This window comes from Patescibacteria group bacterium, assembly GCA_041667185.1.
In the GTDB taxonomy this organism is placed as follows: Bacteria; Patescibacteriota; Patescibacteriia; order SG8-24; family SG8-24; genus JBAYFM01.
On the sequence record JBAYFM010000013.1, the window covers coordinates 21972 to 44743 of the forward strand.

Consider the following 22772-nt stretch of genomic DNA (forward strand, 5'->3'; position numbering starts at 1 on the left):
GCCTATGCCCGCACTGATCTCCCGGGTCCGCGAATGGTGGCGCTGCCGCCGGACGGCCGTGCAATTCTTCCGGTTCGCTATCGTCGGCGGGATCAATTTTTTCCTGGACAACGGCGTCTATCTGGCCCTGACCCGCGGCTTCGTTTGGTGGTCGGAACACATCCTGCTCGCGGCCGCCGTTTCTTTCGTGCTTTCGGTCATCTCCAGCTTCCTCCTCAATACTTTTTGGACCTTCAGCTGCGATGCCGTCGGCTGGCAGCGCCGCGCCGGCAAATTCTTCGCGGTCGCGACCGGCGGACTCGCCATTAATATCCTCCTTATCCATCTGGCCGTATCGCTGGGCGTCTACGACCTGATCGCCAAGGTCAGCGCCACGTTCGTCGTCCTGGCCTGGAATTTCGTCCTGCAGAAGAAGTGGACGTTTCGGGACTGACCCGGCCGGCTGAGCTTAATTCGGCCCTGTTTCCGCTTCAAACGGCTTGTTAATTGCGCCCTGATAATTTATAATTCACGCAGTCTCGACCAGGCCCGGATAGGGCGATTATTGAAGTGAAATAAGCGAATTTATGCCAGAAACACCGATCTTCGACAAGAAGAACGTGCTCGTGACCGGCGGGGCCGGTTTCATCGGCTCGTTCCTCTGCGAGAAGCTGCTCAAGGACAACAAGGTCATCTGCGTCGACAATTTCGTCACTTCCACGGAGCGCAACATCGATCATCTGCTCCAGAACCCGGATTTCGAGTTCATCCGCGCCGACGTCAACGAACCTCTCAACCTTGAAGCCTATCCGGAGCTCGAGCGCTTCAAGATCAAGTTCCAGGGCGTACAGGAGATCTATCATCTGGCTTGTCCGACCTCGGCCAAGAAGTTCGATCAGTTCAAACATCAGACGCTGCTTTCGAATTCCATCGGCATGCGCCACGTGCTCGACCTCGCGGTCAAGTACAAGGCGAAATTTTTTCACGCTTCGACCTCGGTCGTCTACGGACCGCGTCCGGCCGATGAACATCTGTTCAAGGAGGATGAGTTCGGCGCTTTCGATCATCTGTCGCCGCGCGGCTGCTATGACGAGGGCAAGCGCTGGGCCGAATCCATGTGCTTCACTTACAAGGACGTCTTCGGTCTGGATGTCCGCATCGCCCGCATCTTCCGGACCTATGGCCCGCGGATGCCGCTTTTCGACGGCCAGATGATCCCGGATTTCGTGACCGACGCGCTCGATGGCAAGGACCTAATCATTTTCGGCGATGAAAAGTTCCGGACCTCGCTCATCTTCGTGAGCGACGTGGTCGACGGCATCCTGAAGCTGATGAAACTGTCGGCCGATCCTGGACCGGTGAATCTCGGCAGCGACTATGACGTCAAGCTGGTCGATGTCGCGAACAAGATCATCAAGATGGTCAACTCGAATTCCAAGGTGGTCTTCCAGCCGCCAATTCTGTTCATGACTGCGCTCGGACTGCCGGATCTCACCCGGGCCAAGGAACAGCTGGGCTGGATACCGTTCGTATCGCTCGAACAGGGGTTGAAGAAGACGATCGAATACACCACGGCCCACAAAGGACTGATCAGTTCTACTTTCAACGGACGCTGAAACGTATGAAGGTCTACGCGGTCGTGCCGGCTTTCAATGAAGCGAAGACGGTCGGCGAAGTCGTGCGCTCGCTCGCGGCGGCTTGCGACCGGGTTTTGGTCGTGGATGACGGCTCGTCCGACGAGTCCGGCGTTCGCGCGCGCGAAGCCGGAGCCGAGGTCTTGCGCCACGCTTTGAATCGGGGACTCGGAGCCGCTCTCGGGACCGGCATCGCGGCCGCCGTCGCCGACGGCGCTGATATCGTCTTTACCTTTGATGCCGACGGCCAGCATCGCGCCGCGGACATCCCGCGGCTCATCGAGCCGATCGTCGCCGGCCGGGCCGACGTCGCGATCGGCGTCCGGACCGCCGATCGGCGGAAGATGCCGCTCCAGCGTCGGCTGGCCAACTGGGTCGGCAACGCCCTGACCTACGCGCTTTTCGGTCTGTGGGTCCAGGACAGCCAGTCGGGACTCCGGGCTTTTTCCCTGAAAGCGGCCGGCGAATTGCGGCTGCGCTGCGACCGCATGGACGTCTCGTCGGAGATCATCAAGGAGATCAAGACCCACGGCTGGCGGCTGGCGGAAGTGCCGATCGAGCCGGTTTACACGGCTTATTCGCTGTCCAAGGGTCAGAGTTTCTTCGTCGGTCTGAAGACCGCTGGCCGGCTGCTTCTGCGCCGGCTCATCGGCTGAACGAATCAAAGCTATGCCCATCATCCAGATCTTCATCGTCGCTTTCGTGATCTTCGCCGCTTCGCGAAGCATCCTGCGTTTTCGCGAGGGCGCGCTGGGCCGCGGCGAACTGGCCGGCTGGCTCCTGTTCTGGGGCGCGGTCGGCGTGGCCGCGCTGCTGCCGCGCGTCACGGAATGGTTCGCGCGCCTCGTGGGCGTGGGCCGCGGCGTGGACGCGGTCATCTATGTTTCCATCATCCTGCTGTTCTATCTGGTCTTTCGGATCTTCGTCCGGATCGACAAGATCGATCATGACCTGACGCTTCTCGTCCGGCGCGAAACGCTCGACCGCCGCGCGAATGATGATCGCGCTGTAAAGTCATGACCGCCGCGGATCCCAAGAAGATCGTCGTTCTCATCGTCACTTACAACGCCCGGAAATATCTGGACGGTCTTTTCGGCACTCTGGCCAAGCGTGAGGGCGGGCCGCACGATGTCGAGATCCTGGTTGTCGACAATGCCTCGACCGACGGTACGGCCGACGCCATCGCCGCGGCCTATCCCTGGGCGCGCCTGATCCGCAATCCGCGGAATTCCGGTTTTGCCGGCGGCAACAACGTCGGCCTGCGCCAGGTGATCGAGGCCGGCGCTGATTTCGTTTATCTGCTCAACCAGGATACGGAGGTCGAGCCGAATTTTTTGCTCGAGGCGCTGGCGGTCGCCGGGTCGGCCGCTGATGTCGGTTCGATCCAGTCGTTGCTACTCCTGCATCCGGAGCGCGACCGCGTGAACAGCGCCGGCAACGCTATTCACTTTCTGGGGTTCGGTTATTGCCGCGACAACGGCCGGCGGCTCACTGACGTGAAACTCGGCGAGCGCGAGATCGCTTATGGTTCCGGCGCCGGCTTGCTGCTCAGCGCCGCGGCACTCCGCCGCGTCGGCCTGCTCGACGAGGAATTGTTCATGTACCACGAGGACCTGGATCTGGGCTGGCGGCTGCGGCTCGCTGGTTTCCGCAATCTGCTGGCGCCGCGGTCGGTCGTCTATCATAAATACGAATTTTCCCGCAGCGTCGCCAAGTTCTATTACATGGAACGCAACCGCTACCTGGTCCTGTGGCGCAATTTTCGGCTGTGGACCATGCTGCTCCTGCTGCCCTGGCTGATCCTGTCCGAATTCGGCCTGCTCGCGGCCGCCGTCCGGTCCGGTTGGTGGCGGGAAAAATTCCGCGTGTACGCGTATTTCTTCCGGCCGGCAGCCTGGCGGCATATCCGGAGCGGCCGCCGCGAGGTCGCCAAGTTCCGCCAGGTCGGTGATCGGGAGATCGTCCGGTTGTTCACGCCGGTCATCGCTTATCAGGAGGTCGCTGGGCCTTTCACCCGTTATGTCGCCAACCCGCTCATGACCGTCTTGTGGTCTGTGTTGCGGCTTTTCATCATCTGACTGCCTCCGCCTCTATGAGCACCAAGATTGCCATCGTGACACCGACTTTTCCGCCGTATCGCGGCGGCATCGGCAAGGTCGCTGAAGCCGACGCCCGGGATCTGGCGGCGGCCGGTTATGAGACGGTCGTCTTTACGCCGACCGTCGGCGCGGCGCGCGAGGCCGAAGGTTTTTCCGTCCGCGAGATCCAGCCCTGGTTCCGCGTCGGCAACGCCGCCTGCGCTCCGGAATTACGGAAACTCTCGGGGGAGTTCGCGCTCGTGCTGCTGCATTATCCGTTCTTCGGCGGCGCGGAGTTCGCCGCTCTCGGCCGGCGGCTCTCGGCGCACGGCAAGCTCGCGATCGTCTATCATATGGATGTCGTCGGCCAGGGGCTGCGCGGTCTGATCTTCGGCGCGCACACTCGTTGGGTCCAGCCGTTCATCCTGCGTTCGGCCGACCGCCTCATCGTGACGACTTTCGATTATCTGCGGGAATCGCGCCTCGCCGGATATTTCGCCGGCCATGAATCCCGTTTCCGCGAACTGGCCCCGCCGGTCGACGTCGGACGTTTCGCGCCCGGACCCAAGCCGTCGGCTCTGCTGGCGCGTTACGGACTTGATCCGGCCGACCGGGTGATCCTGTTCGTCGGCGGACTGGACCAGGCGCATTATTTCAAAGGCGTGCCCAACCTGCTCCAGGCGCTGGTTTCGGACGGTCTCAAGACGGCTCATGCCGTCATCGTCGGCGACGGCGACCTGCGTCCGGGTCTTGAGGCTCTGGCCGCGAGTTTGGATCTTACGGACCGTGTGGCTTTTGCCGGATCGGTCAAAGAAGAGGAATTGCCTGATCATTACCGGCTCGCGGATATTTTCGCTTTCCCGTCCATTGATCGTTCCGAGGCTTACGGCATCGCGGCGCTCGAGGCGCTCTCGACCGGCGTGCCGGTCGTCGCGTCCGATCTGCCCGGCGTCCGGACCATCGTCCGCCACGGCGAGACCGGCTATTGCGTCCCGCCGGGAAGCGTCTCCGGACTGGCCGCGCGGCTCGCGGATCTTTTGGGAGATGACGTTGCCCGCCAGCGTCTCGGACAGACCGCCCGCGAGATGGCGGTGAATGAATATTCCGCCGCGATCCGGCGCCGGAGGCTGTTGCAGATGGTCCAGGAACTGGCCGGACCGCCGGTGTCGGTCTGAACCCGCTCGCATGAAGATCTTATTTGCATCCAATTTATTCGGCCGCAACGCCAGAGGCGGAGCGGAGAGTGTCGTCCGGGCCGAGGCCGAGGCTTTGCTTCGCGCTGGCCATGAGGTCACGGTCGTCCACGGCATTTACGGTGCGGAAAAGCCGGAACGTGAGTTTAGCGGCCTTCGGACCATTGCTTATCGGCCGCCGCAGATCTTCGATTACACCGAACTCGGCCGGCACGGGCAGATCGCGCGGCTGGCTTGGCACTGGCTCGACATCTTCAACAGTCGGAGCGCGGCGCGGTTCGCAGATATCGTCCGCCGGGAGAAACCGGACGTCGTGCATACCCATAATCTGATGGGCCTGGGTTTCCTGATCCCGGCCCAACTGCGTTTGCTGAGAGTGAAGCACGTGCACATGGTCCATGACGTGCAGCTGCTCCACCCGTCCGGGCTGTTAGCCGCCGCGCGCGATCCGCTGGGCGGCGGCTGGGCGCAGAAGATCTACATCCGGCTGTTGCGGCGGCTGTTCGGTTCGCCGGCAGCGGTGATCTTCCCGTCGTTGTTCCTGAAAGACTTGCACGTTCAGGCCGGATTTTTTCCGTCGTCGCGGCTGGAACTCTTCAGGAATCCGGCGCCGGCAGCGGTCGCGTCCGTCCCGCCCCGCAGCGGCAAGCCGGTCTTTCTGTTCGCCGGCCAAGTCGAAGAGCACAAGGGTATCTTGCGGCTCATCGAAGTCTGGCGGCGGTCGGTCCTTCGCGACCGCGCGATCCTGGAGATCGCCGGATCCGGCGCTTTCACCGCGGCGGCAGCCGGTATGGCGGCCGGCGATCCGAGCATCAGATTCCTCGGGCGGTTGGACCGTCCGGCTTTGGAACAGGCGCTGGACCGCGCTTCGTTCGTCGTGCTGCCCTCGCTCGTCATCGAGAATGCGCCGACGGTCATCCTTGAGGCCCTGAGTCGCGGCGTGCCGGCCGTGGCGGCCGCGACTGGCGGCGTTCCGGAGATCATCGTTGATGGTCGGACGGGATTCCTGTTCCGGGCTGGCGACGATGCCGATCTGGAGCGGTCTTTGGTCCGGGCTGCGGCGGAGCCGGCGGACGGCTGGGCGGAACTTTCAGCCCGCTGCCGCGAGCGCGCCGGGGAGCTGACCATGGAGAAACATCTTGCTGCGCTGCTCGCGACTTATCGCGGTTGACCGGCGGCGAAAATGTTCAAAAAGAAAACCGCTCCGAAGCCGGGGCGGTTTTTAAGAGATAACCTGCGGAGAATGCTCACTCGTCTCTGGCGATAAGCCAAAGACCGAAGCGTCCCCAGGTCCGTCGGGAGAACAGGAATCGCATCGCGTAAAAAGAGTATTCGATGAAGACGAACATGATCACGGCCGCAATGAGCATGATGAACGTGAGCATCATGAACATCAGCGGCACGACGATGAAAGCGATCAATCCCCAGATGAAGCCCAGGAAGATGGCGGCTGGGACGGCCGTCATAAGCCCGATGTACCGAAAATCCAAGACGAAATCAATGAACTCCGATCCGCGCTTGGGGATGTTCATGAAGTACAGGACCACGGCGACCAGCACGGGCGCGACGAGGATGTCCGAAAAGCGGTTGAGTTCGATGTACGACGGCAAGAGGCCGAGGTCGTTTATAATCGGGATGTCGTCGAAGATCAATCCCCAGACGATCCAGAAAGCGGCGGTCGCGATGGTCAAGACCACGCCCCAGCGGCGGATCAGCTTATTTCTTCGCGTTGTGTCCATTGGTCTCTCCTGCATTGATAAGGAACGGTCGCGGTCATCTTAGGCGCGGGCTAGCGGTGCGTCAAGCGAAAAAAGACGCCGTATTCGGCGTCAACAATCGTAGAGGTCGTCGAAATTTCGGCGCGTCATCAGTCGCGGACGTACTTGAAGATATGGTCGTGCTCGTCGATGCTCCAATATTGGTCGGCCTGGCGTTCTGCGGCCAGGATGATCTTCTGGGCCTGCCACCAGTAATCAGTGACGACGAAGTAGGCGAGGTCCGTGCCGGCGAGGTCCATGGCTTTCTTCGCGGCGGCGGCTGAACCGCGCGCGTCGTTCATCTTCAGGAATTCGGCGTAGAGCGGCCCGCCGGTCGGGATGGGGTAGAAGAAGATCTCGCCCGGCCGCTCCGCGTCCTGGGACGTGAAATATTTTTTGAAACCGAACTCGCGGATCGCGGCTGCGGCCACCGACTGGTTAGCGAGGACGATGTAGGGTTCGCCGGCGGCGTCGGCTTCGATGGCGCGGACGGTCTTCACGTCCGAGCCGCTCGTGGACCAGCCACGGCTGCTTTCATATTTGTCGCGACGGGGATAGGCTAGATAGAGTGACGAGGTCAGGAACGCGGCCATGAGCACTGCCAGGGTCACGCGCATGAGCGGGAAGCCGCGGCGGTCGATGGCGTCGAGCGTGCGGCCGAAGGCGTAGGCGGCGAGCGGGGCCGCGAGGAACAGTAACAGGTCGAGCAGCCGGTCGGCGTAGCTTGAACGTTCGTAAGCGATCAGGAAGGGGAAGATCACGGCAGTCTTGAGGATCAGATAATTGACCGCGACGATCAGCGCGCCGCCGGCGTAGGCCGCGGTTCGGCGATGGCGCCGGAAAAGGAGCCAGAAACCCAGGCCGGCCGCCGTGAGCAGCGCCGTCCAGCGGATCGCCCTCCAGAAATACGCGAAATCGAAGACGGCCATGAATTGGCGGGTCAGGAGCGCGGGCTCTTCCAGATTTTCGATGATCGCCGCGGGCGCGCGCAGGGCGGTCTCGTTCAGGGCCGCGGCGGCGCCGGACAGGCGGGCGTTGATCAGGAAAGCTGCCGGCAGGGCGATCGCGCCGAGGATGATGATGACAGCCGACGCCGCGCCGAGCGGCCAGCGGTATTTTTTCCAGATTCGGTCACCAAGCGAAGCGAGGAAGACCAGGGCTGCGAAAGCCAGGAGCGGCAGTCCGGCCAGGGGATGGATGGCGGTCGCCGCGGCGGCGAGGAGCAGCGGCAGCCAGTTGGCGCCGGAGCGTCCGGTCGCGATCGGCAGGCTCGCGAAAGCCGCGAGCAGCACCAGGGCGTCAGCCAGTCCCTGCGGCGTGGTCATCGTGAAAGATGACAGCGGCAGCAGCAGGATGACGAGCGCCGCCGGCGCCGCCAGCCGCGCCGGCCAGCCGCAGGCTTTCTTCAGCCCCCAGAACGCCCCGAAGCCGATCAGGGTCCAGACCGCCGGAACCAGCCAGACGTCGATCGCGGCCACGCCGAGTTTGGTCAGGTGCGCGAGCAGAACGACGAAGAAATATTGTCCGAGGTAATACGGCGTTTTCGGCGCGATCGCGCCAGCCAGCCAGATGGTCTTTTCCGCGGCCTGATGGATGAAAGGGTCGAAGCCGAAACCGACCTTGTAGACGATCGCGGAAACTCCGGCCATGAGGAGTGCCAGGACGCCGCTGCCGGCCAGGGCGATGCGGGCAGCGAGCCCCGACCAAGTGATCGCGAACAATCCCAGGGCGGCGATGAAGAACAGGACGAAGAACATCCGCGGCACGTGATCCCAGGGCGAGCGGGTCGCTCCGTCCGTGGCGGCGATGGCGAGCAGCCGGAAACCGTAGAGCAGCAGGCTGACTTCGAGTGCGACGACGGCGGCCGCGGCTAGTTTCAGCCAGGGTCGGATCCTGGTCGCGGTGTCAGTGGTCTCTGGTGGCGCGATCAGCCGGTCCAGTTCCGGAGCGCGCTGGCTCAGCAAATTGACGCCGCCGGCGAGAAGCGCCAGGATCGCGGCCAGGAACACCCGGTCGAGGCTGAAAAAGAAGTAGGTCAGGCTGCCCAGGATCACGCCGGCCGCGACGAAGCTCGCGGTCCCCCAATAAGCCTGCCAGCCGCCGGTTTCGGACGGAAAAAGCCGGTTGCCTGCCAGCCAGCCGTGGAACAGGAAATACGCCAAAGCCAGCGGAATCCCGACCCAGGCGGTCCAGGGTATGAAAAGCCCGACAGCCGCTGCTGCTGTCAAGACAGCCGAAATCCGGGTATACTTTCCTGGTATTGAGGCGATCATCGACCTTATTGTAGCACATGCGCCGCTATGTTTTTCCTCAACCAAGCTTATCCGGAAAAATGGAACCAGCAGATCAGATTGCTGCCGACGGACCGCCTGCTGGCCAGGACGGTCATTCCGCTTATTCCGGGCTGGGTCAAGCCGAATCACCTCACGCTGCTCCGGATCTTCCTGATCATACCGGTGCTGCTCCTGTTGTCCGCCGGTAATTATGCCTGGGGCGTGTCGCTCTTCTTGTTCGCGGCGTTCACCGACGCTCTCGACGGAGCGCTCGCCCGCGTCCGGCGCGAGATCACGGAGTGGGGGATCGTGTTCGATCCGGTCGCCGACAAGCTGTTCATCGGCTCCGTGCTGTTCGTCATCGTGCTCCGGTACATCAATTTTTATCTCGGCGTCTCACTGTTGGCCGTGGAGGCTTTCGTCATCGTCTTCGGTTGGTGGCGGATGCGGCGCGGCGTCATCGAGCCGGCGAATTTCTGGGGCAAGGTCAAGATGGCTTTCGAGGTCGCTGGCGTGCTGCTGATCCTCGTCGCCTTGTGGTTCAGGGTTGATCTGCTGGCTGATCTGTCCGCCAGCACGCTGGCGCTGGCGCTGATCTGCGCCCTGGTCAGTGTTTACACCCGGATCAAATGAAACCCGGTTCGCACCACTGGTTCGCTTCGGTTCTCGCGGCAGCGGCGCTGGCCGCGGCCTATTCGTTTCTTATCTGGTCGGCGCCGGCGCGATATATTTCTCCGGATGAGAACGCCAACGGTTTTTTTTCCGCCGTGCTGGCGGCAGAGGGGCGGCTGTGGCGCGCCGAGCCGTTGAATCTGCTGGCGCCCGGACTGATCCATCCGCGCAGCGTCAAGGTCGCGGGCGATACTTTGTTGCCGGGCGGTTTTCTCGGCCTGCCGGTGATCTATGGCCTGGCGGGATCCGTTTTCGGCGTGCGGGCCATTCCCTGGTTCACGGCGATTCTGGCCGCGCTCGCGGTATTGGCGTTCGGCGGTCTGATCAGCGGTCTTTTCGGACGGCGCGTCGGCATCGCGGCCGCCTGCTTGCTCGCGGTCAACCCGGTCTGGTGGTATGAAGCCAGCCGCGCGCTCATGCCGAATACGTTGTTCGCGTCTCTGCTGATCTTCGGCGCGTATTTCGCCGCGGTTCGTCCGATCGCCCGCCATCGGGCGGCCGGCGCGGCTCCAGATCCGGCCGTGGTCGATTGGGGATTGGCCGGACTGTTCTTCGCTCTCGCCGTCGCCGTGCGGATGTCGGAGATCTACTGGCTGGCCATCGCCACGCTCGCACTACTGCCGTTCGTCTGGAAGAAGCTCAGCCCACGGCCGTTCGCCGCCCTGATCATCGTCGGCGCGCTGGCTCTGGCTCCGTTCATTTTTCTGAATCAGGTCTTTTACGGCGATTGGCTGGCGAGCGGCTATGCCTCGTCCTTGGGCGAGGATTCCGGCGTGACGCTGCCGGCTGGCCGCGGCGCGGCCTTGATCGGTCCGCTGCAGCCGTATTTGTTCCCCCTGGGATTCGCGCCGCGCACGGCCGGAAATAATTTTTTGGTTTACGGCTTGGAATTTTTCGGCTGGTGGACGATTCTGGTCCTGCTGTCTTTGTTAGCTGGCGGCATCACGTTGGTTTCGTCTGCGCGCCGCGCAGCGGATCAGGATGAACCGCGCGGTCCGGCGGCGGCCTTCGCGGCCGCGGCTCTGGCCGTCACGGTTTGGCTGATCCTGTTTTATGGCAGCTGGAGCATCCAGGACAATCCCGATCCTGCGGCGGTGACCATCGGCACGTCCTATTTCCGCTATTGGCTGCCGATCTTCATCCTGTCGGTCGTGCCGGTCGCTTGGGCGGCCGCGAGACTTTTGGACCGGCTGAAAGGTCTCTGGCGTCCGGTGGTCGGCACGCTGGCCTTGGCCGTTCTGGCGGTTGTTTCCGCCTGGACGATCTTCAACGCTCCTCAGGAGGGATTGCTTGCCATCCGCCGCAATCTGCAGCGCTATGACGCGGAGATCGGCCAGGTGTTGGCCGCGACCGAAAAGAACGCGCTCGTGGTCGTGGACCGCGCCGACAAGCTGATCTTTCCGGAGCGCGCGGTCATCTATCCGCTGCGGAGCGCCGCGACCTATGCCGCGCTGCCGCGTCTCGTTGCGGCGGTGCCGGTGTATTATTACGGGATCACCTTGCCGCCGCGGGATCTCGAATATCTGCGCGCGTCGAAGCTGCCGCCGCTCGGTCTCACGATCGATCCGGTCGTTTCTTTCGAACAGGAAACCTTGTACGTCTTCAGATCGCTCATCCGGCCATGAAATTGCCTGATTTTCGTCTCTACTCCATCGCGCTCAGGATCGCCGCGGCCAGCGCGGTCGCGGGCTTCCTGTTGTTCCTGATCGGCCGGGCGTTCCTGCCGGTCTCGTCGCTCGCGATCACGACCGATCTCGTCCGGTTGGCGCCGTACGTATCGGCGCCGCTGCCGCCGGAACGTCTGGCGCCGGTCGTCGCCGATGCCGAGGTCGGCCGGCTCGTGCCGCTCGCCGGCAGCCCGGTCTATCTGGATCTCGCGGCGCCGACTGATTTCGATCGCGTGGCGGTCGAGGTCAGATTCACGAATCTCGGCAACGCGCTCCTGGAGATCGGCGCGCTGGCTTCGAACATCGACGATCAGTATGATCTGCGGCCGGCTGACGCGCCGCTCTTGGATTCGCTGTCCTGGAACCGCCTGGCGAGCGGGCGCTTGGCGGTCCTGGAAAAGGACCAGCGTTACGTTTCAGTCGACGCTTTCTTCTCTTCGCCGCCGCCAGTGGAACAGGTCGCGGCTTATCGGACTAGCGCGCAGCTGCCGCTCCGGATCGCCGGTTATGAGCCGCGCTCTGAGGTCCGCAGCTTCGAAACGTCGCTCCGCGGCCGGCATCGCCTCTATACCTACATCAAGAACGAGCCGCTCAATTTCACTTTTCAGATCCAGGACATGAATCGCCAGGCTGGCGCCGATCCGGTCCTGATTTCGGTCTACCGCCCCGGCGAGTCCGAACCTCTGGCCCGCGCCATCCTCGACGACGACGGCGACACGACTGACGATCAGAGGTCGATCGGACTCCGGTCAGTCGCGGTTTCGCTGACCGATCCGGAGGAGAGCGTCTATCAGATCGAGGTCACGGCTCCGGCCGACATCTTCATCAGGAAGATCCTGACGCCGCAGCGCAAAGTGGTCTTCGCGAGCAGACTCTATCTCGGCGATCATGTCGGTTACAGCGATCGGACCGCGCCGCTCACGGTCCTGACCGACGGTCTGAGCTTGACCGCCAAAACTTCGCATGCCGAAGGCCTCCAAGAGCTGGCGGTCGGCGGCGCCGCGCTCGCGGTCGCTGAACCGAACGCGGTCTACGCGCGGCGGCTGCATTCCGCTGGTCTCGCCACCGTCGTTTCGCCGAAACGCGATATCCTGCTTGAGACCGAGGGAGTCTTCGCATTTTCCGCGGCCGATTATTTCACGCCGTTCCCGCTGGTCATCGGCTGGGATACGACCGCTGCCGATCTCGAAACCCGGGGCATACGGTATGTCCTGACCGAGTATGAGACGCCGCGGCTCGAAGGGTCGCTCAAGGTCGCGCGCGCCGAATTCGCCGCCGCGAGTCTGGCCAGCGAACCCGGCGGCGATCATCGTTTCGTCCTGTCCGCTCCGGGCGTCGCCGCGGCGAATCAGGAACTCCGGATCGCTTCGGTGAGGTTCATCCTGAGCCGCGACGCGGGCGGCGGCCGGGGTTGGTGGTCGAGGCTGGTCCGGCTGTTCGAGCCGGGCCGCGGGTCGGCGCCTCTGGTCCTGCCGCAGGGCGATTCTTTCGAGGAAACCGTGGAGAAATAACTTTTATGGATTTTTTGTCTGTCTGGCACAAGAAGATCGTTCCGGCGGCGCCGTATCTTTCCGAATTCGGCGCGGTCGTCTTCACGGCGGCGGCGATCTTCGGTTTTTTGGCCGCGGTCGGCGAATTCCTGGAGCCGGGTTTCGCCATCAACTACGTTTCGCCCAAAGGCCTGCTCGCCGTCCTGGCCGCGAGCGGCGGCCTGGCTCTAGTGCCCGGCCGGCCGGTCCGGATCCCCAACCGAGCAGCCGATCTGCGCCGCCTCCTGCTTGCGGCCGTGATCATCATTGGTTCGGCCGCGGCCGCGTGGTATTATTTCGGTTCCTTGCCGCAGTCCCGGATCTGGCTCATGGCGGCGACCGCCGTCACTGTCGGCGCCGTGCTGCGGTGCGCCGCGTCGCGGCCGGGAACCGGCGCTACTAACGGATAATGATCGCCCCGCTCATATGGAAAACTGCATTTTTTGCCGGATCGCGGCCGGAGAGATACCCGCGTTGAAGGTCTACGAGAACGACGCGCTCGTCGCTTTTCTCGATATCCAGCCGGCCAATCCCGGGCATACGCTGATCGTTTCGAAGCGCCACTATCCGACGCTGGCTGACACTCCGGATGAGGAGCTGGGTCCGCTGTTTGTGGCCGCCAAGATGTTGGGCAAGTCGGCCGCGGCCGCGGTCGGCGCCGGCGGATTCAATATCATCGTCAATAACGGTCCGGTCGCCGGCCAGATCATCCCGCATGTCCATATCCACGCCATCCCGCGGTTCGAGGATGACGGCCACCGGCACTGGTCCAAGAAATCCGTCTCGCAGGAAGAGATGGTAGAGATCGCCGGCAAGATCGCCGAGTTGAGCCGCTGATCCAGGGGCAAGATACTGGTCGCCGGCGGCGCCGGCTTAGTCGGCTGAAGACGATGATTCAAAAAGACAACTGAAAACCGGCCGCGAGGGCCGGTTTTTCGTACCGTTCATTTGGCCGCGTCGGATCCGAAATACTGTTCGATCTCATTCCGCGATCCGTCGATGATCTCGACGATCGTCCGGAATTTTTGCCGCAGCGTCTCGGGCAGATCGGTCCGGGCGGCGATGAGCGCGTTCAGCCGGCCGACGGCTTCCTCATGCCTGAGTCCGCCTCGCTGGCGGGAGGCTTGGTACTTGTCCACGACCGCCAATAACTCAGCTTCTTCCAGGATCTCCAGCGCGTGCGTTTCCGCCGGCTGCTTGGCCAGTTCCAGCCGGGCCGGATCCTGATCCTCGAATAGATGGTGCGAGGCCGCGATCTTGACCGTGTCTTCGTCGATGTCTGGCCCGATCTCGGACGCGAGCAGTTCGTGGGTCCAGCCGGCGTGGCGCCGCCAGAAAGCGATCATGGCTTCCTGATCCGGATCGATGCCGGCTTTTTGCAGTTCCGAAATGATCGCCGCTCCGTCCGGCAGCTGCTGCGCAGCGACGTAATCGCGGATCGTCTGTTTTTGGCCGCCGGGGACGGCGGCGAACGGGTGTTTCGGCGGGATGAAGAGCCGGTGGACGGCGTCGTGGAAGCCGGTCTCAACGCCCGGTGGTCCGGATTTGCCGATGTCATGGAGCACGGCCGCCCGCATCAGGCGCTCCGGCCCCGTGTCGGTCAGATCCAGTTTCTGGCGCAGCGGCCCGTAGAGGGTCCGGATCATCTGGGCCATGACCCGGCTGTCCTCGAAGTGCGAGCCGAGTTCGGCCAGGCGCGAATTTATTTCCGGATGCCGGCGCAGATCAAGTCCGATCTCGAGATAAGCGATCTTTTCAGCGACGATCTCTCGCGCGGCTTCTTTTAGCCAGCCGTCGTCCTGATGTTCAGCGCCGGAGCCGCCAGGCCGAGAATCAAAAGTCATATGCTGACATTGTGGCAAAATCCCGCTCATCGCGCCAGTCGGCGCGCGCGGTTCAGCCGCCGCCGCGGCTCTCATTCTTATCCGTCCCGTTTCGTTTGACAGCGCCGGACGACGGCGATAAAGTGCCGCCAGCTCATTTCTCAACATACAGGAGGGCATCATGGAAACATTGCTGCTCGTGTTCGCTGGTCTGATAGTGGCGCTGCTTGTCTTTTCGCCCAGTGGCGGAAGAGGCGGAAGGTGTCATATTAACTTGGAGAACCTGCCGCTTCTCGCCTATAGAGTTCTTTGCAATTCCGGCGGTTCGCTGCCGGAGGCCGAGTTCGTCAGCAAGTTGAAAGTACAGATCGACCTGCAGCGCGTCGGTTTACTGCAGACCCGCGCCGGCAAGGCCAGAGAGGTCCTCAAGGAGCTGCTCGACACTGGCAGCGTCGTCAGGCTCGACGACGGGGAGACCTACACGATCGTGAAACCGCTGGCCTTTTTTAACGCGGCGGGTGTCAAATTCGTGGAGTTCTCACTGAAAGCCTCCGGCCGCGGCATGGACTTCAGATATTTTTAGCCGCGCCAGCCGTTCAGTCCTCTTTGACCGCGCTTCACACGCGGTTTTTTGTAATCCGGTAACAGGGTCTGGATCGAGGGTTGAAGTCTCTTGAAAACCGCGCCGCCGCGGGTCCAGCGTTGACAGCGTTTCGTCGCGGCTATAGATTATCAGCAGTTCTTTCCATCAGGCTCAGCAACTAACTGTAGGAGGTAGCTGATGACAAGCGGTATAAGTCCCAAAGCGCAAGCGTTTGAGTTTTTGGCCGCTTCCGGCGGCTTGCTGGCCGAGAAAGATCTGCTCCGCCGGTTGTGCCCGCGGATACAGGCTCAGTATCGCGCCTGGTATCAGACCCGGACCGCTTGCGCCAAGCGGGCGATCGAGGAGCTGATCGGCTCGGACTGCGTCGCTCGCGGCCCTGACGACTGGCTCAGCATCGTCGGCCCTTTGACGGTGCCTTTGTTCGGGGGAGGACGCGTCTTCGAGTTGTCGCTCCATCCGTCAGGCCGCGGTCTGCGAATTCGCCGCTGTTAACGCCAAAAGTTCTCCGTTGACCGCGCTTCGTGCGCGGTTTTTTTATTTTGACAGCCGGGGCGGCGGCCGAGATGCCGGCCAGGGCTATTTGACGTTGCGCCAGCCGACTGTTAATCTGCGGCCGGCTCTTTTCATTGGAGGAAACAGGCATGAAAACCGTCGAAACAGGCATCCCCGGACTCCTTGTAGTCGAACCGCAGGTCTTCGGCGACGAACGCGGCTGGTTCATGGAGACGCATCACGCGTCGAAATTCGCCGCGCTCGGCATCGAGCCGGTCGTCCAGCAGATCAACCAGAGCTTCTCGACCGCCGGCGTCCTGCGCGGACTGCACTTCCAGTCGCCGCCGCAGGACCAGACCAAGCTCGTTCGCTGCATCCGCGGCCGGCTCTTCGATGTCGCGGTCGATATCCGCGCCGGCTCGCCGACCTTCGGCCAGTGGTTCGGCGTCAATCTCTCGGCCGACAACAAGAAGATGCTCTACGTGCCGAGCGGCTTCGCTCACGGCTTCTACGCTGCGACCGATTGCGAGCTTCTCTATCTCTGCGGCAAGTCGAATTACGACAAGTCCACGGAAGGCGGCCTGGTCTACGACGACCCCGCGGTCGGCATCGGCTGGCCGTTCGCGGGCCGTGAGCCCCAGGTGAATCCGCGCGACGCTTCTTTTCCGACACTCGACCAGCTGCGGACGCCGTTCGTCTTCAGCCGCTGAGGAGGCACGCATGAAAGTCCTGATCTTCGGAGCCAAAGGCAATCTCGGGCAGGAACTCGTCTCCGTTTTCGCCGCCGCCGGCCACAGGGTCGTCGCGCTCGATCGCGAGGACCTGGATGTCCTCGATACCGCGGCTTTGCGCCGGCGCATCCTCGATGAGCATGCGGACGCGATCCTGAACGCCGTCGCCTGGAACGATGTCGATGGCGCGGAGGATCCGGCCAAGCGCCCGCTCGCTTTCAAGTTGAACGCCGAGGTTCCCGGAGTCATGGCCGCGGCTGCGGCCAAAACCGGAGCGCTGTTCGTGCATTACAGCACGGACTATGTGTTTGCCGGGACCAAGCCCGAGGGCTACGCGGAAGACGACGCGCCTGACCCGATCTCCGCCTACGGCGAGAGCAAGCTGGCCGGCGAAAAAGCCGTCTGGGCCGCCAGCGGACGCCTCTACATCTGCCGCTTGTCCAAGATCTTCGGCCGTCCCGGCGTCTCGGATCTCTCGAAGCCCAGCTTCGTCAGCATCATGCTGAAGCTCGCCGCGACCAAGCCGGAGCTCGCCATCGTGGATGAGGAGGTCGGCTGTCCGACCTACACGCGCGATATCGCCGCGGCGACCGAATGCCTGCTCGCGAGGAATTTTCCGCCCGGCATCTACCATCTGGTGAATGCCGGTCCGGGCGTGACCTGGTACGGATTCGCGGAAGAGTTCTTCGGCCTGCGCGGCGTGCAGACGCCCCGCAAGCCGGTCTCCGCCGCGCTTTTTCCGAAGCCGGCCCAGCGGCCGAAGTTCGCGATGCTGCTCAACACCAAGTTCCCGCCGCTGCGCCAGCGGCTCGCGGCCTTGCGTGACTTCTTCGAAGCTAATTCCGATCTCGTCTGAGGGATTGAAATAGGCTATCCCGGATCATCTTGATCCGGGATTTTTTTATATGAATACGGAGAGTGCGGGAGTGTTGGAGTGTTGGAGACCTGACAAAAACTCCGTCTCTCCTGCACTCCGTCACGTCGCTCGTGAGCGACATGGCCCCGCATCTCCAGCACTCCAGTACTTCCGCACTCCAGCACTCCAGCACTCTCACAACTCCCCAACTCCGTCACGTCGTTCGCGAGCGATGTGGCTCCGTATCTCCGTCTCTCCCTGACTCCCATACTTCGCTTTCCTTGACATCTTTTAACAGTTTGCGGTAAGCAACCGGCGTTAATTCATCCGACGGCAACGCCAGTGTCCGGCCAGGGGATGCGCCGGGAGCCAGCTGTGCCGCCATCACTTCCATTTTATGGGCCCTCCTCGTCAGCCCTGTGCCAGTTTGCGGCCGGAACGGTCCCGGTCGTTCGCGCCTTTCCCCGGCGCGCGGGTCAGCATTCGGCCGTGGCGTTTCATTTCGCGGCCTGATGGCGTCGCGACCCTGACCAACGTCTACGAAGCCGCCTTCGAAGCCGACCGCTGCAGCTTCGGCGTTCATCACGCGTCGCGGCCGCTGCCGCTCGCGGCCATGCCTGTCGGAACAGGACCGGCGATCCTCATGAACGCCGGTTTTTTGTTGGTCGCCGATGAACCGTTCGAAGCGGCGAATCCGGCCTACCATCTGCAGATCCGCGGCGGCTGGCCGATCGGATTGCATTCTAATGGTCGCACCGCGCTCGTGGAGCACGCCGGCCGCCTGCGTCCGCTTTTCGTGCCGGCTCGGGGTTGGCTGGCCGTCGGTTCGGAACGTCTCGATTGGGTCGGCTGCCGCGAACCGGATCCGCCGCCGGACGTAGCGCTGGCTTTCGGACCGCAGGATCAGGGGCTCGTGCGCGACAACTCCGGCATCCGGCTCGACCGGTCGCGGGCCGCAGCGCCAGCCCGCCAGGGCCGACTCAACGTGGCTTTTTGCTGCCGGGACGGCCGTCCGGAAGTCGCCGCCATCACGGACCAAGCCGTTCCGATCCTCGGAGCGGCTTTTATCATCCAGACGCCGGCAGCCACGGCCGCCAAGCTGCGCGTCGGCGACCCGGTCGTTGATTGGCGCATCGGCCAGCTCGCGCCGGACAACGCCTCAGGTGCCGTGACCGTGAGCGTGGAACTGCTGGTTGATCAGGACCGGATGCTCGCGGCTCTGGAACGCGAGCGCGCCGTGATCACGCGGCGGGCGGCTGACGATGAGCCATATTTCGCGGCGCGTTTCGGCCAGAAAGCGCGTACCTGCGTGATCGAGGATGAGGCCGGCCGCGTTTTCTTCCTGCTCTTCGACGCGCGGCCAGCCCAGCCCGGCCAGCGCGGCCTCACGCTGCTCGATCTGGCCGCTTACGTGCAGGAACATCATCAGGCTCGCTGGGCCGTGGTCTGCGACGGCGGCCAGTCGGCGCGGCTGTGCGGCAGCCGTGCTTCGGGCCGGCGGTTTTCCTTCGGCAACCGCCACTATCTTGACCTGACCGGCGCTGCGCCGCGCTGGAACGGGGCGTCCGGCCGCGCCGTGGCCTCGGCGATCTTCGGCGGTCCGGCGTGAACGGCCGGAAATTTGCATGTTTCTTAAACTGTCAGCATTCTTAATACTAGTATGATCAAAAATATCAACAGACCGGCGGCGGAGTTCGTGCTGCTGGAGGAACAGGAAACGACACTGGACCGGCCGGTCGGACTGGACGGCATTTCCGTCAAAGGCAAGCCTTGCCGCGCCGAGATCCTGCCGGCCTCGGCCGGCCACGGCGTGGTTTTTGACGTGGCCGGAGTGCTCGTACCGGCGACCCTCGCGGCCGTCGTTCCCGGATCGCTCCACACCACCGTCATCGGCGCCGCGGGCGCGACCGTGCGGACCGTCGAACATCTGCTGGCCGCCTTCGCCGGACTCGGCCTCGATAACGCGCTTATCAAGGTCGGCGCTGACGGCATTCCGTTCCATGATTTTTCGGCGCAATATTTCGCCGAGCGCCTGGCGTCCGGCGGCCGGCGCGCGCTGGAAGCGCGGCGGCAGGGCATCAGGATCAATGAACCGATCAGCTTCACCGAAGAAGACGGAGCTCGCGAGGTCGCGTTCCGTCCGTCCGTCGCCGGCCGCGCGATCGCGGAAGCGATCACGGAATTTCCCGCGCCGGTCGGCCGACAGATCGCGCGCTTCGTTCATGGCGAGACGGATTTCAGCCAGGAGGTCGCCTGGGCCCGGAGTTTCGTGCGCACGCCGCTCGACGCCGCCGGCGATAAATGGTCGCGCGTGCGCCGGATCTTTCCCATGCTGCCGGACGATCCGGCCAAGTCGCCGCTCATCGCTTTTGACGGCAACGGCTACCTGACGCCGCTCCGCCAGCCGGACGAACTCGGCCGCCACAAGCTGCTGGATTTTCTCGGCGATTATTTCCTGCTCGGCCGGCGCGTCATCGGCGAGGTTAGACTGCTCAAGCCGGGCCACGCGTTCAATGTCGATACCGCGCGGCGGCTGCTTGAGCTGGCTTCGGCAGCCGGTCGAGGCTGAAGTCCCGCGGCGACAACTTGGCTGAATATCGAAAAAAGCCCGTCGGTCTTGCCGGCGGGCTTTATGGTGAGAAGGAACAAGAGTCTTGCGGTCGGAGCTGATCTGACCGGCTGCTAAAGATTGACCACCAGGCGGAAACCGACGGTCGGAGCCCGCCCGGCGACGTCCGCGAGGCCGCGGCGCTGGACGCCGGCCGAGTGTTTGCACAGTTTCCAGTCGCCGCCTTTGACGATGCAGTACGCGCCGTCCGACGCGGCGCCGAGCGATCCGGGCGCGGCGTAGTGGCCGAGGGTCAGCTGCTGGACGTTGCCGACGATGTGGCAGAGGCCGCACCAGTTGAGTCCCAGGCTGGCGTCGGCGGCTTCGAGCGGGCCCGCGACGCCGGGGCCGCGCGTCCGGCAGCGGCTGCGGTCCGGTTCGTCGCCCCAGGGGAACTCGAGTCCGTACGGCGCGGCGGCGAACAGCCACTGCGCTTCGGTCGGCAGGGCCGCGGCGACGCCGAGCCGACTCGCGGCCGCGGCGGCGAAATCCAGAGCCTCGAGATAAGTGACGTCCGTGACCGGATGGCCATCGAGCGGCGAGGTCAGCGGCCGGCGATGCTGCGGTTTGAACCGTTCGAATTCGGCGTTGGTCACGCAGCACCGGGCGATCCAGAAAGGTCCGACCAGTAGTTCGCGAACCGGCGTCTCGTTGCGCCGGAAGCCTTCGAAACGGCAGGGCAGGGGACGGTCGGTGCCGAGCCGCACTGGTCCGCCGGCAAGATGAACGAAACCGAGGTTCGAGAGCAGATTGTCGATGAGTGTCATTTTTTCTCCTTTTTGTTTTTGGCCGTTGTCGCGGGGCAGGGAACGCCCGGCGGCAGGCGGCACGATAAGCTTTTAAAAAATGCTGTCAAGAGTTTTGTTGTTTCAGCTTCGATCCGGCAGCGGTTGACAAAGCGGCCGCGCCTGCTAAGTTGGGTGGCAGCTGCGGACGTTCTTTCACATGCCAACCTGGAGGTGCCGCGTGGCCATCACTACGATCCTGTCCGATCTCGGCAACGTCGTCGTGGATTACGACAATCAGAAGATGTACGAGTCCTTCGCCGCCCTGTCCGGCAGGAAACCGGAGGATGTCGAACGCATCCTGTTCGGCTGCGAGGCTGACGAGAGCTATCTCATCGCCCGCTATTCCCTGGGTCAGATCAACTCCAGGCAGTTCCATTGCGCTTTCATGCACGCGCTGGGATTGTGCGGTTCGCAACGTGCCCATCAGGTCTTCATGACGGCTTTCTGCGACGTCTTTACGCCGAACCGGCAGGTGATCGGACTATGGCGGCATTTGCGCCGGCAGGGGATCACGCTCACCGCGGTTTCGAACATCGAGCAGCTCCGGCATATCTGGTTGAAGCATTTGGACATCATGAAGCTTTTCGATCATGAGGTCGTGTCGTACGTCGAAGGGCTACTCAAACCGTCGGAGGAATTCATGGTCCGGGCACTCGATCTTTCCGGCGCTATGGCCGAGGAAACGGTCTTCATCGACGATATCGCCGCCAACCTCGTGCCCGCGGCGAAGCTCGGCATCCACACGCACTGCTATCGCGACTTCGACAAGCTCGTTGAGTTTCTACAAGGTCTCGGTCTGCCGGTAGGCTGAGTCTTATCCCGAACTTCGGTTCGGGATTTTTTTGTTTAGGTTCTGGCAGACGGAATACCTGCGGATCCGTGGTATTAAAGCATGAACTTCAGCTGTTCGACGTCTATTTTGTCGGTTCCGCCGGTTTGCGCTAAGCTTAAAGCCATCTATGAAAGCACTCATCACCGCCGGCGGCCGCGCCACCAGGCTTCGGCCCATCACTTACACCATCAACAAACATCTCATCAGCCTGGCGAACAAGCCGATGCTGTTTTACGCTATCGAAAAGATCGCCGAGGTGGGCGTGAAGGAGATTGGTATCAATATTAATCCGGGCGACACAGAGATCCCCAAGGTGGTCGGCGATGGCAGCCGCTGGGGCGTGAAGATTACTTACATCGAGCAGACCGGCGGTCCCAAAGGCCTGGCCCACATCCTCAAGATGGCACAGTCATTTTTAGGCGACGAGCCGTTCATTTTCTATCTCGGAGACAATATCATCCTCGGCAGCATCAGCCGCTTCGTAGAGAAGTTCAGGAAAGACAAGGTCAATGGCTTGTTGGCGCTCTCCAAGGTCAAGGATCCGCAGCGGTTCGGCGTGCCGGAATTGAAGGATGGACGCATCGTTCGGGTGGACGAAAAGCCGGCTCATCCCAAGAGCGATTACGCCGTCACCGGCATCTATGTTTACGACAACACTGTTTTCAATGCCGTCGACGCCATCCAGCCGTCGGCCCGCGGCGAGTACGAGATTTCCGACGTTCACACCTGGCTCATCGAGCATGGTCACTCCATCGGCTACGAGGAGATCACCGGCTGGTGGAAGGATACGGGCAAGCCGGAGGATCTGCTCGAAGGCAATCAGCTGCTGCTGACGGAATTGTCGCCGGCGGACGCTAAGATCGAGTCCGAGATCCCGGATGGCGCGGTGGTTCAGGGCAAGGTCGCGATCGGCAAGAACTGCAAACTTGGTACCCGCGTCCTGATCCGCGGACCGGTGGTTATCGGCGTAGGTTGCGTCATCGAGAACAGTTACATCGGCCCCTACACGTCCATCGGCAACAACGTGGAGATCTACAATACCGAGATCGAGCATTCCGTCATCTTCGACGATACCGACATCAATTGCTCCCGCCGAATCGTGGACAGCCTGATCGGGCAGAACGCCACCATAGTTTCTTCGAACTCGTCGCTGCCGCTCGGCCACAAGCTCATCATCGGCGACAACGCCGTCGTGGAATTATAGAGTGATAAGCCAAAATTTGGCTCAACCAAGCTCCGCCTGACCCGCGGGGCTT

24 protein-coding genes are annotated in these 22772 nt (G+C 62.7%); 20 read left to right on the forward strand and 4 right to left on the reverse strand.

Going from position 1 to position 22772, the window contains the following annotated elements; translation table 11 throughout:
- The first annotated feature begins 4 nt into the window (after positions 1–4).
- The 7 genes from WCT10_04930 (at position 5) to WCT10_04960 (ending at position 6055) form a co-directional block, all read left to right on the forward strand.
- Positions 5–433 carry a GtrA family protein gene (locus WCT10_04930; GenBank protein ID MFA6604144.1) on the forward strand — a complete coding sequence of 143 codons (429 nt, stop codon included), beginning with the start codon at positions 5–7 and terminating at the stop codon, positions 431–433.
- 133 nt (positions 434–566) lie between these two features.
- Positions 567–1595, forward strand: a complete 1029-nt coding sequence (locus WCT10_04935) for an NAD-dependent epimerase/dehydratase family protein (protein MFA6604145.1) — start codon at positions 567–569, stop codon at positions 1593–1595.
- A 5-nt stretch (positions 1596–1600) separates the two neighbouring features.
- Positions 1601–2269 carry a glycosyltransferase family 2 protein gene (locus tag WCT10_04940; protein ID MFA6604146.1) on the forward strand — a complete coding sequence of 223 codons (669 nt, stop codon included), beginning with the start codon at positions 1601–1603 and terminating at the stop codon, positions 2267–2269.
- 13 nt (positions 2270–2282) lie between these two features.
- The gene (locus WCT10_04945) at positions 2283–2633 is read left to right on the forward strand and encodes a DUF2304 family protein (protein ID MFA6604147.1); all 351 of its coding nucleotides are present in this window, start codon (positions 2283–2285) and stop codon (positions 2631–2633) included.
- On the forward strand, positions 2630–3691 hold the full coding sequence (locus WCT10_04950) for a glycosyltransferase family 2 protein (protein MFA6604148.1): 1062 nt from the start codon (positions 2630–2632) through the stop codon (positions 3689–3691). Before WCT10_04945 ends, WCT10_04950 begins: the two co-directional genes overlap by 4 nt.
- A 14-nt stretch (positions 3692–3705) precedes the next feature.
- Positions 3706–4866 carry a glycosyltransferase family 4 protein gene (locus tag WCT10_04955; protein MFA6604149.1) on the forward strand — a complete coding sequence of 387 codons (1161 nt, stop codon included), beginning with the start codon at positions 3706–3708 and terminating at the stop codon, positions 4864–4866.
- A gap of 10 nt (positions 4867–4876) precedes the next feature.
- Positions 4877–6055, forward strand: a complete 1179-nt coding sequence (locus WCT10_04960) for a glycosyltransferase (protein ID MFA6604150.1) — start codon at positions 4877–4879, stop codon at positions 6053–6055.
- A 76-nt stretch (positions 6056–6131) separates the two neighbouring features.
- On the opposite strand, the gene WCT10_04965 is transcribed toward WCT10_04960, so the two are convergent.
- Entirely contained in the window at positions 6132–6623 is a 492-nt protein-coding gene (locus WCT10_04965; protein ID MFA6604151.1) for a hypothetical protein, read from the reverse strand.
- A 128-nt stretch (positions 6624–6751) separates the two neighbouring features.
- On the reverse strand, positions 6752–8869 hold the full coding sequence (locus WCT10_04970) for a hypothetical protein (protein MFA6604152.1): 2118 nt from the start codon (positions 8867–8869) through the stop codon (positions 6752–6754).
- A gap of 72 nt (positions 8870–8941) precedes the next feature.
- On the opposite strand from WCT10_04970, the gene WCT10_04975 reads away from it, so the two are divergent.
- The 5 genes from WCT10_04975 to WCT10_04995 are packed head-to-tail and all read left to right on the forward strand — an operon-like array spanning position 8942 to position 13619.
- Positions 8942–9547 (forward strand): CDP-alcohol phosphatidyltransferase family protein, encoded by a 606-nt coding sequence (locus WCT10_04975; GenBank protein ID MFA6604153.1) that lies wholly within the window; start codon positions 8942–8944, stop codon positions 9545–9547.
- Positions 9544–11211 (forward strand): hypothetical protein, encoded by a 1668-nt coding sequence (locus WCT10_04980; protein ID MFA6604154.1) that lies wholly within the window; start codon positions 9544–9546, stop codon positions 11209–11211. Before WCT10_04975 ends, WCT10_04980 begins: the two co-directional genes overlap by 4 nt.
- Positions 11208–12764, forward strand: a complete 1557-nt coding sequence (locus WCT10_04985; protein ID MFA6604155.1) for a hypothetical protein — start codon at positions 11208–11210, stop codon at positions 12762–12764. The genes WCT10_04980 and WCT10_04985 overlap by 4 nt, the downstream gene beginning before the upstream one ends.
- A gap of 5 nt (positions 12765–12769) precedes the next feature.
- On the forward strand, positions 12770–13192 hold the full coding sequence (locus tag WCT10_04990) for a hypothetical protein (protein MFA6604156.1): 423 nt from the start codon (positions 12770–12772) through the stop codon (positions 13190–13192).
- Positions 13193–13208: 16 nt separating this feature from the next.
- Positions 13209–13619, forward strand: a complete 411-nt coding sequence (locus tag WCT10_04995; GenBank protein MFA6604157.1) for an HIT family protein — start codon at positions 13209–13211, stop codon at positions 13617–13619.
- Positions 13620–13726: 107 nt separating this feature from the next.
- Here the strand turns inward: WCT10_04995 and WCT10_05000 are convergent, their stop codons facing one another.
- A complete protein-coding gene (locus WCT10_05000) occupies positions 13727–14626 on the reverse strand; it encodes a hypothetical protein (GenBank protein MFA6604158.1) in 900 nt (299 codons plus the stop codon).
- Positions 14627–14786: 160 nt separating this feature from the next.
- On the opposite strand from WCT10_05000, the gene WCT10_05005 reads away from it, so the two are divergent.
- The 6 genes from WCT10_05005 to WCT10_05030 all read left to right on the forward strand — a co-directional run bounded on the left by WCT10_05005 (position 14787) and on the right by WCT10_05030 (position 19857).
- Positions 14787–15188 carry a hypothetical protein gene (locus WCT10_05005; protein ID MFA6604159.1) on the forward strand — a complete coding sequence of 134 codons (402 nt, stop codon included), beginning with the start codon at positions 14787–14789 and terminating at the stop codon, positions 15186–15188.
- Positions 15189–15386: 198 nt separating this feature from the next.
- Complete coding sequence (locus tag WCT10_05010) at positions 15387–15701, forward strand: hypothetical protein (protein ID MFA6604160.1); 315 nt, start codon at positions 15387–15389, stop codon at positions 15699–15701.
- A gap of 149 nt (positions 15702–15850) precedes the next feature.
- Complete coding sequence (gene rfbC, locus WCT10_05015) at positions 15851–16411, forward strand: dTDP-4-dehydrorhamnose 3,5-epimerase (GenBank protein MFA6604161.1); 561 nt, start codon at positions 15851–15853, stop codon at positions 16409–16411.
- A 10-nt stretch (positions 16412–16421) separates the two neighbouring features.
- A complete protein-coding gene (rfbD, locus tag WCT10_05020) occupies positions 16422–17288 on the forward strand; it encodes a dTDP-4-dehydrorhamnose reductase (protein MFA6604162.1) in 867 nt (288 codons plus the stop codon).
- Positions 17289–17685: 397 nt separating this feature from the next.
- Positions 17686–18897 (forward strand): hypothetical protein, encoded by a 1212-nt coding sequence (locus tag WCT10_05025; protein MFA6604163.1) that lies wholly within the window; start codon positions 17686–17688, stop codon positions 18895–18897.
- 51 nt (positions 18898–18948) lie between these two features.
- Positions 18949–19857, forward strand: a complete 909-nt coding sequence (locus tag WCT10_05030; protein ID MFA6604164.1) for a UDP-3-O-acyl-N-acetylglucosamine deacetylase — start codon at positions 18949–18951, stop codon at positions 19855–19857.
- A gap of 113 nt (positions 19858–19970) precedes the next feature.
- Here the strand turns inward: WCT10_05030 and WCT10_05035 are convergent, their stop codons facing one another.
- A complete protein-coding gene (locus WCT10_05035; GenBank protein ID MFA6604165.1) occupies positions 19971–20663 on the reverse strand; it encodes an SUMF1/EgtB/PvdO family nonheme iron enzyme in 693 nt (230 codons plus the stop codon).
- Positions 20664–20841: 178 nt separating this feature from the next.
- Between WCT10_05035 and WCT10_05040 the strand changes: the two genes are divergently transcribed.
- Both WCT10_05040 and WCT10_05045 read left to right on the forward strand, forming a co-directional pair.
- Positions 20842–21495, forward strand: coding sequence for an HAD family phosphatase (locus tag WCT10_05040; GenBank protein ID MFA6604166.1), 654 nt, complete (start codon positions 20842–20844; stop codon positions 21493–21495).
- A 148-nt stretch (positions 21496–21643) separates the two neighbouring features.
- A complete protein-coding gene (locus WCT10_05045) occupies positions 21644–22720 on the forward strand; it encodes a glucose-1-phosphate thymidylyltransferase (GenBank protein ID MFA6604167.1) in 1077 nt (358 codons plus the stop codon).
- Positions 22721–22772: the final 52 nt, after the last annotated feature.

Excerpts from the sequence above, each read along its gene's own strand:
- WCT10_04930 (MFA6604144.1), top strand. The coding sequence starts at position 5 with ATGCCCGCACTGATCTCCCGGGTCCGCGAATGGTGGCGCTGCCGCCGG.
- WCT10_04935 (MFA6604145.1), top strand. The coding sequence starts at position 567 with ATGCCAGAAACACCGATCTTCGACAAGAAGAACGTGCTCGTGACCGGC.
- WCT10_04940 (MFA6604146.1), top strand. The coding sequence starts at position 1,601 with ATGAAGGTCTACGCGGTCGTGCCGGCTTTCAATGAAGCGAAGACGGTC.
- WCT10_04945 (MFA6604147.1), top strand. The coding sequence starts at position 2,283 with ATGCCCATCATCCAGATCTTCATCGTCGCTTTCGTGATCTTCGCCGCT.
- WCT10_04950 (MFA6604148.1), top strand. The coding sequence starts at position 2,630 with ATGACCGCCGCGGATCCCAAGAAGATCGTCGTTCTCATCGTCACTTAC.
- WCT10_04955 (MFA6604149.1), top strand. The coding sequence starts at position 3,706 with ATGAGCACCAAGATTGCCATCGTGACACCGACTTTTCCGCCGTATCGC.
- WCT10_04960 (MFA6604150.1), top strand. The coding sequence starts at position 4,877 with ATGAAGATCTTATTTGCATCCAATTTATTCGGCCGCAACGCCAGAGGC.
- WCT10_04965 (MFA6604151.1), bottom strand. The coding sequence starts at position 6,623 with ATGGACACAACGCGAAGAAATAAGCTGATCCGCCGCTGGGGCGTGGTC.
- WCT10_04975 (MFA6604153.1), top strand. The coding sequence starts at position 8,942 with ATGTTTTTCCTCAACCAAGCTTATCCGGAAAAATGGAACCAGCAGATC.
- WCT10_04980 (MFA6604154.1), top strand. The coding sequence starts at position 9,544 with ATGAAACCCGGTTCGCACCACTGGTTCGCTTCGGTTCTCGCGGCAGCG.
- WCT10_04985 (MFA6604155.1), top strand. The coding sequence starts at position 11,208 with ATGAAATTGCCTGATTTTCGTCTCTACTCCATCGCGCTCAGGATCGCC.
- WCT10_04990 (MFA6604156.1), top strand. The coding sequence starts at position 12,770 with ATGGATTTTTTGTCTGTCTGGCACAAGAAGATCGTTCCGGCGGCGCCG.
- WCT10_04995 (MFA6604157.1), top strand. The coding sequence starts at position 13,209 with ATGGAAAACTGCATTTTTTGCCGGATCGCGGCCGGAGAGATACCCGCG.
- WCT10_05000 (MFA6604158.1), bottom strand. The coding sequence starts at position 14,626 with ATGACTTTTGATTCTCGGCCTGGCGGCTCCGGCGCTGAACATCAGGAC.
- WCT10_05005 (MFA6604159.1), top strand. The coding sequence starts at position 14,787 with ATGGAAACATTGCTGCTCGTGTTCGCTGGTCTGATAGTGGCGCTGCTT.
- WCT10_05010 (MFA6604160.1), top strand. The coding sequence starts at position 15,387 with ATGACAAGCGGTATAAGTCCCAAAGCGCAAGCGTTTGAGTTTTTGGCC.
- rfbC (MFA6604161.1), top strand. The coding sequence starts at position 15,851 with ATGAAAACCGTCGAAACAGGCATCCCCGGACTCCTTGTAGTCGAACCG.
- rfbD (MFA6604162.1), top strand. The coding sequence starts at position 16,422 with ATGAAAGTCCTGATCTTCGGAGCCAAAGGCAATCTCGGGCAGGAACTC.
- WCT10_05025 (MFA6604163.1), top strand. The coding sequence starts at position 17,686 with ATGGGCCCTCCTCGTCAGCCCTGTGCCAGTTTGCGGCCGGAACGGTCC.
- WCT10_05030 (MFA6604164.1), top strand. The coding sequence starts at position 18,949 with ATGATCAAAAATATCAACAGACCGGCGGCGGAGTTCGTGCTGCTGGAG.
- WCT10_05035 (MFA6604165.1), bottom strand. The coding sequence starts at position 20,663 with ATGACACTCATCGACAATCTGCTCTCGAACCTCGGTTTCGTTCATCTT.
- WCT10_05040 (MFA6604166.1), top strand. The coding sequence starts at position 20,842 with ATGCCAACCTGGAGGTGCCGCGTGGCCATCACTACGATCCTGTCCGAT.
- WCT10_05045 (MFA6604167.1), top strand. The coding sequence starts at position 21,644 with ATGAAAGCACTCATCACCGCCGGCGGCCGCGCCACCAGGCTTCGGCCC.